Origin of the sequence: Pedobacter sp., from assembly GCF_039594775.1 — a bacterium.
Lineage (GTDB): Bacteria > Bacteroidota > Bacteroidia > Sphingobacteriales > Sphingobacteriaceae > Pedobacter.
The window spans coordinates 105,236-121,485 of sequence record NZ_JBCNMT010000004.1 but is presented as its reverse complement, the minus strand read 5'-3'; the positions used below and the strand labels follow the sequence as shown (position 1 = coordinate 121,485).

At 39.9% G+C, this 16,250-nt stretch carries 7 protein-coding genes; 3 read left to right on the top strand and 4 right to left on the bottom strand.

What is annotated here, in order from left to right; all coding sequences use genetic code 11:
- Positions 1-141 precede the first annotated feature (141 nt).
- The 3 genes from ABDV71_RS11985 to ABDV71_RS11975 all read right to left on the bottom strand — a co-directional run bounded on the left by ABDV71_RS11985 (position 142) and on the right by ABDV71_RS11975 (position 7,384).
- The gene (locus ABDV71_RS11985) at positions 142-1,038 is read right to left on the bottom strand and encodes a sialate O-acetylesterase (protein WP_343532841.1); all 897 of its coding nucleotides are present in this window, start codon (positions 1,036-1,038) and stop codon (positions 142-144) included.
- A 282-nt stretch (positions 1,039-1,320) separates the two neighbouring features.
- The gene (locus ABDV71_RS11980) at positions 1,321-3,252 is read right to left on the bottom strand and encodes a sialate O-acetylesterase (protein ID WP_343532840.1); all 1,932 of its coding nucleotides are present in this window, start codon (positions 3,250-3,252) and stop codon (positions 1,321-1,323) included.
- 55 nt (positions 3,253-3,307) lie between these two features.
- Positions 3,308-7,384 carry a two-component regulator propeller domain-containing protein gene (locus ABDV71_RS11975; protein ID WP_343532839.1) on the bottom strand — a complete coding sequence of 1,359 codons (4,077 nt, stop codon included), beginning with the start codon at positions 7,382-7,384 and terminating at the stop codon, positions 3,308-3,310.
- A gap of 481 nt (positions 7,385-7,865) precedes the next feature.
- On the opposite strand from ABDV71_RS11975, the gene ABDV71_RS11970 reads away from it, so the two are divergent.
- From ABDV71_RS11970 to ABDV71_RS11960, 3 genes are all read left to right on the top strand, one after another.
- Positions 7,866-8,951 carry an endo-1,4-beta-xylanase gene (locus ABDV71_RS11970; protein ID WP_343532837.1) on the top strand — a complete coding sequence of 362 codons (1,086 nt, stop codon included), beginning with the start codon at positions 7,866-7,868 and terminating at the stop codon, positions 8,949-8,951.
- A gap of 131 nt (positions 8,952-9,082) precedes the next feature.
- On the top strand, positions 9,083-11,701 hold the full coding sequence (locus ABDV71_RS11965) for a glycoside hydrolase family 3 C-terminal domain-containing protein (protein ID WP_343532836.1): 2,619 nt from the start codon (positions 9,083-9,085) through the stop codon (positions 11,699-11,701).
- A gap of 11 nt (positions 11,702-11,712) precedes the next feature.
- On the top strand, positions 11,713-13,752 hold the full coding sequence (locus ABDV71_RS11960) for an alpha-glucuronidase (protein ID WP_343532834.1): 2,040 nt from the start codon (positions 11,713-11,715) through the stop codon (positions 13,750-13,752).
- A gap of 80 nt (positions 13,753-13,832) precedes the next feature.
- Here the strand turns inward: ABDV71_RS11960 and ABDV71_RS11955 are convergent, their stop codons facing one another.
- Complete coding sequence (locus ABDV71_RS11955) at positions 13,833-16,244, bottom strand: beta-L-arabinofuranosidase domain-containing protein (RefSeq protein ID WP_343532832.1); 2,412 nt, start codon at positions 16,242-16,244, stop codon at positions 13,833-13,835.
- Positions 16,245-16,250: the final 6 nt, after the last annotated feature.

The following is a 16,250-nucleotide window of genomic DNA, read 5'->3' as shown; positions in this document are numbered from 1 at the left end:
TATTTAAATAAATTAACTGGACTATAGTAAGAAGCCACGATCTACAAATTTTGTTAGCAAACATGCTGTGGCCTTATTATTGGTGTCAAAAGTGAACCAGACCTTTATTTTTGACGAAAATCTTTTTAACCGCGTAAATTTTCACTTACTTTTTGACTTCTTTTTAAGCAGCGGGAGCATTACTTCGGCATAGCGCTTCCCTAATTCGCGATATCCTGCAATGTTAAAATGCAGCAAATCATCAGCTACGCCACATCCTTCAGAAGAAACAACATGTGCCGTTGGGACGGTTTGAGGCAATTTATCTATAATTTCGTTCATGCTTGCACACTTTCCATTTTGCGCCTTGTGTACAACTTCGCCCGCTAGTAGCGGCACTTCATTTGGTTTTAGATTTAAATCGTTAAGGATATTATTGTAAACGTCCTTTACTTTCTGCGGCCATAACTTATCACCGGTATTAGACTCTCCCTGATGGATGAGGATACCCTTAATAATGCCATCTTTTTGCGCAATTTTTGCCATAGTAATCAACCTTCCATAAGGATTGTCCTGATATGCTTTTAACATGCCTTTCATCCAATCTGGGGCAGTAGCGGTGTAAGATCCATAATTGTTTTTATCAAACAGTTCAATTTTGCTGCCGCCAACGGCAACTACTATGGCTCCTACGCGCACTTTTTTTGGCAAATTATCTACTAAAGTACGGCCAAAGTAATCTACGGGAGTAAGACCAGTGTTACATCTGGTTAATGGCGGTATTGCTGTGTACCACTTGCCCATCTGCCTACCTTTATTATCACAATCTACGGCTTGCAAAACCTTAAATCGTGCATTTATGCCACTGGTATCTTGCGGTTCAAAATTTGCATTACCTTCCATATTTGATTGTCCTATACACAAGTAAATATGAAAATTGGGATCTTGTGCCTTAACGTTAAGAGCATTAAGCATCCAAAACCAGGTAAAGAAGGAAAATAAGGTCAACTTTTTTGCCATAAGATGGTGAGACACCTTATCATTTTCGATTTTGTTCATTTGGTTAGTTTTTTTAAATCCACCACAAAAGAATTGGATAAAAGAGCCATTCTAGTGTTGTTTAGCTAAAATAAAATTAGCTATTCTGTAAGCCTAAACAGGGAACTTTTCGTCATTAATACGAGAAATATGTTTATTATATCTTTGTATTTACACATTTTGCAGTAATTATAGCAACTGACGGTGCCCTAAGAAAGTGGTACGCTTCACTGCAGATTTCGATACCCGAAAACCGGAATATAAATTGAACTTCGGCAAAGTGGGATAACTTCAATTCCCTTTTTATTGATCAGTGCGAAATGGCGATGCCGGCAAATTTTCTTTATTGTACAAATTTGGGTTTACGGGGTTGTCTGCCCAAGCGTAACGAACATATTTTGGAGAAGCGATTTTTTCAGCATAAACCACTACTTGGTTACCAATAATTTCAGCTTCGGCCCATTCAAACTTTTTATCCTCCCCAGCAATTTCAAACGCAGACAGCTTTTCACCATCTATGGTTTTAAGACCAGAGCCTAATTGATCGAAATTAAGATATATTTTATTGCCCTCTACTTTCGAAGACTTGTAAATTGGACCTGAAAACACCAAATTGCCCTCACCATAGTTATACCTTCTTGCAATTAGTGCCAAACGCTCGCCAACATCTTTTTTATTATCCGGATGGATGTCGTTCCATTCGCCCAAATCTATGGTAACCGCCATTCCGGTATGAGGCACTTTTAACGTCTGCAGCGCCGCTTCACGCATTAATGCCCAGCCGCTTTCTGTTGGCAAGTAACGCATATCCCCAAAATTTGGCAGTTGTACGTAATAAAATGGCAAATTGGCTTGCCCAAATTCAGATCTCCAATTTTCAATGAGGTTAGGAAGTAGTTTTTTATAGGCTATGGCATTGCCAATATTGTTTTCTCCTTGATACCATAAAACTCCCTTTATAGCGTATTTTAAAGCTGGCGCTATCATGGCGTTGTACAAGGCCGTTGGTTGTGCCTGTTCCTGAATTCGGCTTGGTCCCGCTTTGGCAAATGGTTTAAAAACCTCGCCAACTTTGTACTGCCATTCGCCCTTTAGGTCAATATTTTCTCCATTCGCTTCCAAAATGTAAGGTTTATCTGGAACAAAACCACCTTTGCCAGATGTGTTTTCAACCCTTATTACGATTAGATTTTTACCGGGCTTTAGCGCACCTATTGGCAGCATGTATCTACGCTGTGGGTATTGGTAAAATGTTTCGCCAATTAATTTTCCATTGATATAAACTTTGTCTGCATCAATAATACGCCCCATCTGTAATCGTGCGGGCGCAGTGGTCATCGTTATCGGGACATCAATTTCTTTTCGGAACCAAACCACGCCATCTAAATCGCGTATGCCTTGGTCTTCCCAAAAACCGGGCAAATAAAAACCACGCCAGCCTCTCGGTTGATAGCCTACTTCGAACCACTTCGGTATTTCGGTTAGGCCTTTATCATTACTAACGAGCTTTGGTTTTGAAGCAACATCTGCCAAGTGGTTAATTTGGTTTACCCTAAGGGTATCCTTGTTTTCGGCAATTGTCTTTTCTACAGTTTTCATATCCTTAAATCCCCCCTCTCCTGTCCAAGCTTCTATGCTGGTGCCGCCCACGCTGGCGTTAATAATGCCAATTGGTATATGGTGTTTCTGATAAATATTTTTTGCAAAAAAATAAGCAACTGCAGAAAAATCACCTATCGACTCGGTGGTTGCCTTTTTCCAACTACTTCTCGGAAAATCTGATGACGGACCAAGTAAATTGGTCGCTGTAGGCACCCAAAACTGCCTAATTTGATCATCATTTGCGTTGGCAATATCTTTTTCATAAGTAATATTGTGTATTCTCATTTGATGTACCATGTTAGACTGACCGGCACACAACCATACATCGCCAAAGAGGATATCTTTCAGTACAATGCTATTTTTCCCTTCTAAACGCATACCATATGGGCCGCCCACTTTCTGTGGAGGTAAACTGATTATCCACTTTTTGTCGGCACCTGTTACCGCAACATACTTCTTACCTTTAAAGATCAAGGTTACTTTTTCATTGGGCGAAGCCCAGCCCCAAATATTTAATTTAACATCGCGTTGCAAAACCATCCCATCGCTAATAATATATGGCAATTTTATTTGCGCCATTGCATAAAAACTGCATAGAAAAGTTAAGGTGATAAACGTTGCTAATCGCTTCATTTTATTTTTAGTTTTTTACTTTGATATCATCTATTTTTAAGCCCGAAGTGGAGCATTACTCATTACTGTCCAACTTGTTTTTTGAAGAATAATCGTCGAGCTTTCTTTTTTGGTTAATGTATTCCGAAGGCTGCATGTTATATTTGGCCTTAAAGGACTTTGCAAAATAGTTGGGCGTAGCAAAGCCTACCATATAGGCTATCTGAGAAACATTAAGATCGCTTTTTTCTAACAGCGCTACCGCTTTCTCCAACTTAACGGACCTAATGTATTCTATCGGAGATAAACCCGTCAATTCCAATATTTTATGATACAGCGAACCTCGGCTCATGCCTACATGCTTACTTAAATCTTCAACAGATAGCTTGGAGTTATTAAGGTTTTCTTCTATATAAAGCATCACTTTGTTCAAAAGCCTATCGCTATGCGATTCTATCACAATTTCCGGCGATTGAACCTTGATCTGTTTGGTATAAGTATCTCTAAGCTTTTGATTGAGATCTAACAGGTTTTTGATTTTGGCGTTTAAAATTTCAAAGTTAAATGGTTTTGTAAGATAATCGTTAGCTCCGGTTTCCAGTCCCTTTATTTGCTCTTCTTGCCCTGTGATTGCCGTAAGTAAGATGATAGGTATATGGTTGGTGCGTTTATCTGCTTTTAGCTTCTTACTAAATTCTATACCGTTCATATAAGGCATATTAATATCGCTTACAATAATTTGTGGATGATTTGCCAAAGCCTTTTGCCAACCTTCTTGACCATTAGCGGCCTCATAAACCCTGTAATAGCTTTTTAAGCTGTCTTTCAAATAGAATCTGAAATCCTCATTATCCTCAACCAATAATATGACGGGCAACTCTGTGCTTTCTAACTGACTTGCGGGCAACTCTTCAACTTCCTGTACAGCAGATATATCGTTAGAAAAGTCTATGGTTACCTCTTCCGCAAAATCAGTTTTTTCGAAAGGAAGCCTGATGGTAAACACACTGCCTACATTTGGCTCACTTTGCACCGTAATATCGCCACCGTGCAGTTTTACAAACTCCTTAGCTATTGATAAACCAATGCCACTACCTTGATTCAATACGGGGGCTATACCATCTGCCTGATAAAAGCGGTCGAAAACTTTGCTTTGTATTTCTTGAGGTATTCCTATGCCAGTATCGGCAACTTTAATCACAATTAACGATTTGCCTTTCTCTGAACTTTGCTCCAACGTTTCTAACTCAATGGAAATAGTACCTCCAGTTGAAGTAAATTTAAAAGCATTGGAAAGAAGATTGAATAACACACGCTCTATTTTATCAAGATCAAACGCGACATTTAGATACCGTAACTGGCTCTTAAAAACCAACTGTATCTGTTTCCGGTCACTCAAGTCGTTAAAGGATTCCAACACATCTTTAACAAAAGCTACAATATCTGTTTCTGCAATATCCAACCTCAGCTCACGTTCTTCTACTTTTTTGAAATCCAGTATCTGGTTCACCAGATTTAATAGCCTTTTAGTGTTGCGTTTAATCATCTGCAACGGTGCTTTTATCTCTGTTTCCCTTTCGACCGAAAGCAATTTATCCAAGGGACCCAAAATAAGGGACAAAGGTGTTCGAAATTCGTGGCTAAGGTTAGTCAAAAACTTGATTTTAAGTTGATCCAGCTCCCTAAACCGCTCTGCCTCCTGGCGCTCTTGAATTCTGGCCTGATCTGCCTTCATCTTCTCCTGCACCGATGCAAATTCCTTCCTCAGCTTCTCTATTCCTCTATGGCGGATATACAACAGTGTTCCGGCTATGATAACAAAATAAAGAATATAAGCGTAAATGGTACGCCAAAACGGAGGTCTGACATGTATCTTGATAGACGTTTCCTTGCCGTTCCAAACGCCGTCGTTATTACTCGCTTTCACATGGAAAACGTAATCTCCAGGATCAAGGTTGGTATACGAAACAGACTTTGATGTACCTGCCGCTATCCAATCCTTATCAAAACCTTCTAATTGGTATGAATACTGATTTTGCTCTGGGGCCGTATAATTTAGGCTGGCAAAACTTAGGCTGAAACTTTGTTTATAATCTAGGTAAATGTCTTTGGCCACCGAAATATGCTCGCTGATAGGACCATCATCAGAAGGCATAACCGATGTATTGGAGATTTTAAGGTCGGTAAAAATAACAGGTGGCAAATTTTTGTTTTTACTAAAGTACTTCGGATCGAAATAATTGAATCCATCTGCACCTCCAAAATAAATCTCACCATCAGCAGTACTTAATCCGGCGCCCAATACGAAATTATTATTCTGTACACCGTTGTGGGTGCCATAATTGGTAAATTTATGGGTTTTTCTATCGAAACTGCTGATTCCTTTATTGGTGCTAACCCATATTCTTCCCTGCTTGTCTTCTTCTATAGCCCATACCGAAGCGTTATTTAAGCCCTGTTCTTCTGCATAGGTAGTAAATTGCTTGCTGGCACTGTTGTACAAACTTAGACCGCCACTAAATGTGCCCACCCACATGTTCCCTTTGCTATCTTTTAAAACGGCTGTGGCCAAATCGTTAGGAAGCTTGCTATTAAGCTTATTCAGCACACTGAAGGTATTCCTCTTATCATCGAAAACGGCAATTCCAGAGCCATAAGAGCCTACCCATATCTTACCTTGATTATCCTGTTCTATAAATCTTACAAAGTTGTTTCCTGGGTAATCAATTTCGTTAACAGCTTTTGGGTTTTTACAGTATTTAACCAAAACTTTGTTTTCTTCATCCAGAACATTCACCCCGCCGCCATTTGTTCCCAGCCAGATCTGCCCGCTGCTTACTTCTTTCAAACAGAATACATCGTTAGAGTTTAGTTGTCCAAGGGACGAGCCTTGCTTAAATTGGGAAATATGCTGGTTGTTAAGGTCCATAACTACCAGGCCATTTGAATAGGTCCCAATATAGAGCTTTTGCTTTTTGGTAAGTTCCATAGCCATAATGGATATACTATTTAAAGCACTACCATCAGGAAGTTTATTAGAATAGCGGGTAAAGAGCTCTGTTTTCCGATTAAAAAGGTTAAGCCCACCACCATCGGTACCTACAAAAATGTTTCCTTTATATGCTTCAAAAGAAGTAACCACAGATCCGTTAAGTCCATTTTTGTCGAGCATATTGCTTTTCATCAAATGGAAGAGGTTAAGATTGGTATCATATTTACATACACCGCCATGAAAAGGCCCCAACCAGTAGATTCCATCCCTATCATAATAAATACAGCCAATAGATTTTCCGGTAAGGCTATAAATATCCCTCGAATTTGGCTTATACCTATTTATTTGGCCATTCTTAAGGTTCATGATATACAACCCGTCATCAGTGCCTACCCAAAGTTCATCATTGGGAGCGACAACCAAACTCGCGATGCTAATATTCAAAGGAATCGCCATTCCTCCAAGCTTGTTTTCAAAACGCACGAAATCCTTACCGCCAGAAGGCAAGACAAAAAGCCCCCTGGTAGTTCCCACCCATACTGCGCCAAATTTATCTTCTACAATGGTATTGATAGATTGGTTTTCTAGACCCAAATGATCAGCCGCTTGATTACGGAAGAGCGAGAACGATCGCTTTGTTCTATCCAGATAGTATAATCCGTTGGTAGATGCCACCCATAGCCTGCGCTTGCTATCTTCATACAGATAATTGAAAGTTAGCGACGGGAAAGCGCCCTTCTTGTTCACTTGCTTTAGGTAATTGGTAACTTTCCTTGTTGTTGGAGCAATCTCATCTACACCATTAAATGTTGCTACCCAAATCTTGCCTTTATAGTCGCCACAGATAGAACGTACAACATTACTGCTTAAGGCATTATCCTTATTTGCAGGTAGGGTAATAAAGGAATCGTTCTTACGGTCTAACAGACTTAGCGAACCACCGGAAGTACCTACCCATAAATTTCCGGTCCTATCTTCGTACAATGCCCTGACGTCATTGGACTGTAAGCCGTTGGTATCATTCAATTTGTACCTGTAAACGGTAAAGCTACTTCCATCAAATTTATTTAAACCATCTTCGGTTGCAAACCACATTAAACCATATTTATCTTTCAAAATAGCATTTACTGTATTGGAAGACAGGCCATCTTTAATTTGCAACGAAGTAAAGTTTATTTTAGGCGGTTGGGCATACGCAGAAAAGAAACCTAAGACAAAGTTTATAAAGCAACTTAAAAGTATATTGGTACTACAATGGTTCAACATTTTTATTTGGTTATTCTTAAAGCCATCTTAAAATTAAAGAAGTTTCAAGCATTATTTCCCTTCTACGATTAAAATAAAGGGAGATTGTTATTTGGTTATTTTATGCTACAATGAAAATAGCGTGTTAATTACTAGCAGTTTTCAATTGACGACGATAGCGAAGTTAAGCTACTCTACCACATATCACGGATGATTTTGTTAAAAAATCGTACACATATGTCAAATTCATAGGGCCAATCCGTAAAAAGCACAACTATTTTTAAATCTACATTCAACGTAACAATTAAGCCACAGAACATTTTTACCCTATCTTTAACCATATCTGCGCCCAGACAATTGATAATATGTTGACTTTCGATATCCGAATTAAACAGGTATGAGAAAAAAAACAACAACACTTATTTCTTTGGCTTTAGTGGCCATAATTACCAGCTCTTTGAGCTCTTTTACCAAACCTACAAAAGGACTTAAAGATTATTACAAAAAATATTTTCCCATTGGGGTAGCCATATCTTCTCATGACATGACAGGAGAAAACAGTGAGCTAATAACTAGAGAATTTAATAGTATTACCGCGGAAAATTCGATGAAAATGGGTCCAATACATCCTTTTGAAAACGTTTACGACTGGAAGGTTCCCGACTCAATGGCATCATTTGCAAGAAAGAACAATTTAAAATTCAGAGGGCATTGTCTGGTATGGCATACGCAAGCCCCACATTGGTTATACAAAGATAAGGAAGGAAAAACGGCCACTAAGCAGCTACTATTGGAACGACTGAAAAGCCACATCCACACGGTGGTAAATCGCTACAAAAATGATATTTATGCTTGGGACGTAGTAAATGAAGTCATTGCAGACGACACTTCGTTTTACAGAAAATCGCCTCTGTATGAAATTGCGGGTGAAGATTTTATTGAGATGGCTTTTAGGTATGCCCACCAAGCGGCCCCTAAAGCTCGCTTGTTTTATAATGATTATAACACCGAGCAGCCACACAAACGTGAAAAAATCTATAAAATGGTTAAAGGTTTGCTAGCCAAAGGGGTTCCTATCCATGGTGTGGGTTTACAAGGTCATTGGTCTATAAATGATCCTAGCAGAGCAGAAATAGAAAAATCGATATCGTTATTTGCCGATTTGGGTTTAGAAATACAAATTACCGAGTTAGATGTGTCTGTTTATAGTGGTGCCGAAGGAGGAAGAATTATTAGAGGCAAAGAAAGGAAAGAGGTGGAACCATTTACAGCAGAAATGGAAGAAAAGCAGCTGCAACAGTACAAAATGATTTTTGAGGTTTTTAGAAAATACAAAAAGAACATTACTGGAGTTACATTTTGGAACCTATCAGACCGTGCAAGTTGGCTTGATGGCCGGGGACGCAAAAACTACCCCTTGCTTTTTGACAAGAACCTAAAGCCTAAAAAAGTGTATTATGAAGTCATTAACTTCAAAAAATAGCCCAAAAGCTAATGGGCTTTGTTACTTAAAGCCCTAACTACTAATAAAAACCAAATATTCATCATCACAAATAATCAACTACAGTTTTAATAAATCATTACTGTGGTTGATTATGATGTTTTATCCCTAGTATGAAAAAATTCAGAATTTTATTATGCTTATTATTTTTGTGCGGACTCTACAGGGTAGCGCAGGCTCAAAAATATCCATTCCAAAACCATAAGCTTACCTTCGAAAAACGGGTAGATGATTTAGTTTCCCGCTTAACTTTAGAAGAAAAGGTTTTGCAAATGCTCAATACCGCTCCCGCTATCCCCCGTTTAGATATTCCTGCTTATAATTGGTGGAACGAAACATTACATGGTGTTGCACGTACCCCATTTAATGTTACGGTATATCCGCAAGCTATTGGCATGGCCGCTACATTTAATACAAAAGCGCTATTTCAGATGGCAGATTATTCTGCGTTGGAAGGTCGAGCAATTTACAATAAGGCTTTAGAACAGGGCAAATCTGGCGACCGTTACTTAGGCCTAACCTACTGGACACCAAATATTAATATATTTAGAGATCCTCGCTGGGGCCGTGGCCAAGAAACCTATGGCGAGGATCCGTACTTAACGGCCGCACTTGGAGATGCCTTTGTAAAGGGCCTGCAAGGTAACGACCCTAAATATCTGAAGGCCGCTGCCTGTGCTAAACATTATGCTGTACACAGTGGACCAGAGCCCCTGCGCCATGTATTTAACACAACGGTAAGCAGCTACGATTTGTGGGACACCTACTTGCCAGCATTCGAAAAATTGGTAACACAATCTAAAGTTGCGGGAGTAATGTGCGCCTATAACGCTTATCAAGGTCAGCCTTGTTGCGCCAATGATTTGTTGATGAACGATATTTTACGCAAAAAATGGAATTTTAAAGGCTATGTAACTTCTGATTGTTGGGCTATTGACGATTTCTTCAAAAACCACAAAACCCACCCCGATGCCGCTACTGCAGCTGCCGATGCCGTTTTTCATGGCACAGACCTAGATTGCGGAACTGATGCTTATAAGGCATTAATTACCGCAGTTCAAAAAGGAATTATCAAAGAAAAAGACATTGACGTATCTGTTAAAAGGTTATTTATGATTAGGTTTAGGTTAGGTATGTTTGACCCTGCTTCGATGGTAAAATATGCCAATACACCGATATCTATTTTAGAAAACGCAGACCATAAGGCACATGCACTTCAAATGGCCCGCCAATCTATGGTGTTGCTGCGCAATGAAGCAAAAACACTTCCCCTCTCTAAAAACCTTAAAAAAATTGTTGTATTAGGTCCAAATGCAGATAATGCCATTGCTATTTTAGGAAACTATAATGGCATTCCTTCAAAATCTACCACTATTTTAGAAGGCATAAAAAACAAAGTTGGCCAACATACCCAAGTTGTTTACGAACAAGCGGTAAATTTTACCAACGACACCATTTTACACTACATTGATCTTCAAAAGCTATATAAATTTGATGGCAGGCCAGGTGTTAAAGCCGAATACTTTGACAATACTTCACTGAGCGGAAATCCTGTTTTAACCACTATGGAAGTTAACTTAGAAAACCATTGGCAAGAGGGTGAAAAAATTGGCAACAAACTAAATGCAAATAACTTTTCGGCCCGTTATACCTCAACATTTAAGGCCCAAAGCAATGCTAATTTAACTTTTCAGCTTAATGCTGATGATGGTTGCCGTTTATTCATAAATGGCAAAAAAGTGATTGATGCATGGACGCGCAACCGTTGGGGCACCAAAACTTTTAACCTGCAAACGGTGAAAGACTCTACTTATAACCTAGTGGTAGAATATTGGCAGGGAGAAGGCGGTGCCAATATTAAACTTGCTGCTGGCACCTACGTAAAAACCAATTTTAATGACTTAGTACAACGCCATTCAGATGCCGATGCATTTATTTTTGTAGGCGGCATTTCGCCACAGTTAGAAGGCGAAGAAATGAGGGTTGACTATCCTGGCTTTAATGGTGGCGATAGAACATCCATTTTACTTCCCCAAACACAAACAAATTTAATGAAAGCTCTAAAAAGAAGTGGAAAACCTGTTGTTTTTGTAATGATGACGGGCAGTGCCATTGCCATACCTTGGGAAGCACAGCACATTCCGGCAATTGTAAATGCGTGGTATGGTGGCCAAGCTGCCGGTGAGGCTGCCGCCGACATCCTATTTGGCGATTATAGCCCTTCAGGACGATTGCCTATCACGTTTTACAAAGGCGATGAAGATTTGGCGCACTTTGACGATTACAGCATGGAAAACCGTACTTATCGATATTTCAAAAAGCAACCGCTATATGGTTTTGGTTATGGCTTAAGCTACACCACATTCGGCTACAACAATTTTAAAGTACCCGCCACGATAAAATCAGGTGCTGGCACAGAAGTTTCTGTGACGGTGAGCAACAAAGGCAAGGTCAAGAGCGACGAAGTGGTGCAGCTATATCTCGTAAACACACAAAGTACCATCAAAACGGCTGTAAAAACGCTAAAAGGATTTCGACGTATCAGCCTGTTGCCGGGCCAAACTAAATTGGTGAAATTTAAATTGACCGGTAATGATTTAGCTTACATTGACCAAAATGGAAAGAGGAAATACTACAGAGGCAAGTTGACTCTCGCTATAGGTGGCAACCAACCTGATGAACACTTACCAACCAGCGGAAACATTTTACAAAAAACCATTCAGCTTAACTAAAGCAACTAATTATGAACAGATTAGTAATTATCATACTCATTTTGATAGTTGGCGTAACCAATCTAAAAGCCGAAGATGGCTACCAATTATGGTTACGTAACCGAACGCATACTAATGTTAAAGTAAGTACCAATTTAAGTTCTAACACGATTAATTTAGCCATCAATGAACTTAAAAACGGATGGAGCGGCGATGAAAATACTATCGTTAAACTTAGTCTTTCCAAAAATGCCAAGCTTAAAGATGATGGTTTTTCCATAAACGAAAATACCATTATCGCAAAGACAGAAATTGGTCTGTTGTATGGTGTTTACGAAATGCTTAGGCTCCAATATTTGGCCAAACCCCTCCGCAATGTGGTTTCAAATCCGTCGTACCAGCTTAGAATACTTAACCACTGGGATAATTTAGACGGCAGTATAGAAAGAGGCTATGCAGGAAATTCTATATTTTGGATGGGGAAAGACGGACTAGAATTTACACCAGATGCCATAGCTCGATGGACTGATTATGCTAGGGCAAATGCTTCTATAGGCATTAACGGAACGGTGCTCAATAACGTTAATGCATCGGCAAAGGTATTATCTCGTGCGCACTTAGAGAAGGTCAGAAAAATTGCGGAAACTATAGCGCCTTATGGTTTAAAAACTTACCTGTCGGTTAATTTTTCATCGCCGGTACTAATTGGCGGTTTAAAAACAGCCGATCCGTTAAATCCAGAAGTACGTTTATGGTGGAAAAACAAAGTAGCCGAAATTTACAAGCTCATCCCAAATTTTGGTGGCTTTTTAGTAAAAGCAAATAGTGAAGGCCAGCCTGGCCCACAAGACTTTGGCCGCACACACGTTGACGGCGCAAACATGATGGCCGAAGCCCTATCGCCTTTTAATGGCATTGTAATGTGGCGGGCCTTTGTTTACAATCCAACGCCAGAAGATAGGACTAAACAAGCCTATAAAGAATTTTTACCCCTGGATGGAAAGTTTAAAGACAATGTAATTGTACAGGTTAAAAATGGTCCTTTAGATTTTCAGCCCAGAGAGCCGTTTAGCCCGTTATTTGGTGCTATGCGCCAAACGCCAATTATGCCCGAACTTCAAATTACACAAGAATACCTAGGTTGGTCTAAACAACTGGTATACCTCTCTCCAATGTGGGAAGAATGCCTTCAAAGCGATACTTTTAGAGATGGAAAAGGTAGCACCGTTGCCGCTTGCACCGATGGCACATTGCAAAAAGCAAAATTTACTGCTATTGCTGGCGTTGCCAATATTGGTGCTGATCAAAATTGGACGGGACATACTTTTGCACAGGCCAATTGGTACGCCTTTGGTCGTTTGGCTTGGAACAACAGCTTAAATAGCGAAGTAATTGCCGATGAGTGGATTAAACAAACATTTCTTGACAAGAAGAAGAGCACCAATGCCGACGTGGTTAAACTGATAAAAGATATCATGATGGACAGCCGAGAAGCTGCAGTAAATTACATGATGCCGCTAGGTCTACATCATTTGTTTGCAGAAGGCCATCATTACGGGCCGGCACCTTGGTTTACCAACCCTAAAATTAGACCAGATTGGACATCTGTATATTACCACAAAGCCGACAGCATAGGCTTGGGTTATAATAGAAGTACCACTGGCAGCAATGCGGTAGAACAGTACAATGAACCTTTGCGCAGTACGCTAAACAACATCAACACCTGCCCAGAGGAATATTTGCTATGGTTTCATCACGTGCCGTGGAATTACCAACTAAAAAGCGGAAATGACCTTTGGACTGAATTATGCATCCGTTACGACAATGGCCTACAGCAAGTTAGAGGTTTCCAAAAAAACTGGGATAGACTTCAACAAACTATTGACAATGATCGCTTTACAGAGGTACAATCTAAACTACGTACCCAATGCAGAGACGCCCAGATTTGGAAAGACGCTTGCCTATTGTATTTTCAGAAATTTAGCAAAAGGGACATTCCCTTTACTATCGAGCGTCCGGTACACGATTTAGATGCCATTGTGGAACTTACTAAAAGTGCAGATTACCATTAAACGCTAACTCAAAAAACTTAGCTTATAAAGGCTTCCTCTAATTGATCAATCCAAAATGAGGAAGCCTTTCTTTTTGACTTTTAGTTGGCTGGTTTAAGCAAACGGATGTAATAAACAGGACTGGTAGCTGTATTCTGTAACGATTGTATTTTCACCCTGATAGCATTTTTCCCCTTCAACATTTCGGCAGGAATATCATATTCTTCGGTTTTAAATTCAGAGACGTTCCATTTTCCGCTATTGTTAAGCGATAATAATTTCTGATCGTCAATATAAATATCGAAAACTTTGCTCCCCCATTCTGCCCCCCAATATTTAAGTGATAGTTTAAGTTTTTGCAAGCCCTTTGTATCTAACAAATAACTAAAGTAACCTCCATTATTGGCCGATCTCCAAAAATTATCGTGCATATTACCGGTTTGAGATCCGCTATGCATCATTTTATGGTCTACTTCAGGTTGCTGTTCGCCAGGTGCAACAAAATCTATGGTACGCTTTTCTACCAAAAGCTTTTCGCGCTCTAGGACCTCCAACGAATCAAGGTACTTTTGATATTGGCTTTCATTTAATATCATCCAATACATCATATATCTCGAATCGTGAATTTTGTAAAACGGTTCTAAAGTAAGCTCTTTAGAATTAATAACCTTTAAATTGGCAAAAGAGAACTGCATTAGAGCATCCTTTTTTGGGACCACATTATCGGCAATCTGCTTTAAATCTTTGGCTATTAATATCGGCGCTTGATTTACAGGCAATTTCTCTCCGCTAGCAATATGCCCCCAACGACTTTGATCGGCTACTAAACCTCGTAAATTTTGTGTTCCAGTTTTTGCCGCCAATAAGATTGGTCCTCGAGTAATGGCACTATAAATTGGGAAATTTGGTAGTGGTTCTAATTTTGTCTGCATTGGAAATTCCACGGTAACCACATCTCCTTTTTTCCAAGTTCTAGTGATTGGAACATAAGAAAAAGGCGTAGGCTGGTTTGAGACCTCTTGGTTGTTTACGCTAATTTTTAGTTGTCCTGGCAAAACCCACGATGGGTACCTTACCAATAAAGTAAAAGTTGCTTTGCCTTGTTCAACTTTAATCTCCGTACGCTCTGCTTCAGGGAAATTGGTACTTTGCACAAGTGTAATACCTTTTGCTTTCCAATTTAGTGCCGAGGCGGCAAAAAGGTTCAAATAGAGCGAGTCGTTACGATGTGTGTAGATCATTTGCGCCAGCTTTCCATAATTCTCCATCCCGCTACCTACGCAGCACCACATTGCTTTATTAGGTGCCGAATATACCCTGTAATGCTGTGGCCGAGCCGGTGTAAAATAAACATAGCCACCATGCTGCGGATGCTGTGCCGATAAAATATGGTTAAACAATGCTTTTTCGTAAAAATCTACATACTTGCCTTCCGGTTGCTGTGTAAAGAGGTTTTCTGTAAGCTTTAACATATTGTAGGTATTGCAACTTTCAGGACCTTCTACATCGCTAATGAAGTCAGCTGCGGCAGCGGCACTTGGAAAAAATTCCCTTCTGCTATTCCCACCCAACGCCAAACTGCGTTTACTGGTAACGGTTTCCCAGAAAAAACTACCCGCCCGCTTATACTTGGCATCGTTAGCCAAGAAACCAATACGTTGAAAACCAACGGCCTTTGGCACCTGCGTGTTGGCGTGTTTGTTATCTAGGTTATCTACGTTTTTAGCCATAGGCTCCAGAAGCTGACCATGTGAAAAACGCTTCGCCGCCGTTAAATATTTAACATCGCCAGTGATTTGATAAGCATCGGCAAATACTTCGTTCATCCCACCATGTTCGGTATCAAGCATTTGTTGCATTTGCTGATCAGATAGTTTTGAAGTAATGGCAATACCCCAGTCGCAGAAGTTAAGAAACAGCTTTTTCGCCAAAGAATTATCGGCATACATCCAAGCATCACGTAAGCCGGCATACATTTTATGTACATTGTACCAGGCTACCCATGTACCATGGTAAGGTCCAAAATCGCCATCTTTAAATGTAGACCAAACTTTGGCGCTATTTGGTACGCCGCCTAAATAGCCAATACCCCAGTCAGAATTATTCTTGCCGTTCGCAAGCTGGCATTTGGCCAGTTCATCAACCATGTAATTTAACCTTCGCTTACTTTCTTGATCTCCGGTAGCGGCAAAGGTGGTGGCCAATGCAGATAAATAATGTCCACCAACATGCCCATCAAGGCCATCCCAATTTTCATAAGAGCTACTTTTTGGCGTTAAACCTGCTTGTTTAAAATACGGGGCAAGCAGTTTATCTACATCATATTGGTACAAGGTTTTTGCGTTAAGCGTTTGTGCGCTTTTTAACGGCCCATCTAACAACTTTACATCTTGTAAACGGAATTGGTTGGTATATAATTTGTCTTGGGCTTTGGTTTGGCTTCCAACAGCTGTAAATAACAACATACAAAGTACTTTCACTAGAGTTTTTCGATCATAATATTTTTTCATCATCTCTTA

Excerpts from the sequence above, each read along its gene's own strand:
- ABDV71_RS11955 (WP_343532832.1), bottom strand. The coding sequence starts at position 16,244 with ATGATGAAAAAATATTATGATCGAAAAACTCTAGTGAAAGTACTTTGT.
- ABDV71_RS11960 (WP_343532834.1), top strand. The coding sequence starts at position 11,713 with ATGAACAGATTAGTAATTATCATACTCATTTTGATAGTTGGCGTAACC.
- ABDV71_RS11980 (WP_343532840.1), bottom strand. The coding sequence starts at position 3,252 with ATGAAGCGATTAGCAACGTTTATCACCTTAACTTTTCTATGCAGTTTT.
- ABDV71_RS11970 (WP_343532837.1), top strand. The coding sequence starts at position 7,866 with ATGAGAAAAAAAACAACAACACTTATTTCTTTGGCTTTAGTGGCCATA.
- ABDV71_RS11985 (WP_343532841.1), bottom strand. The coding sequence starts at position 1,038 with ATGAACAAAATCGAAAATGATAAGGTGTCTCACCATCTTATGGCAAAA.
- ABDV71_RS11965 (WP_343532836.1), top strand. The coding sequence starts at position 9,083 with ATGAAAAAATTCAGAATTTTATTATGCTTATTATTTTTGTGCGGACTC.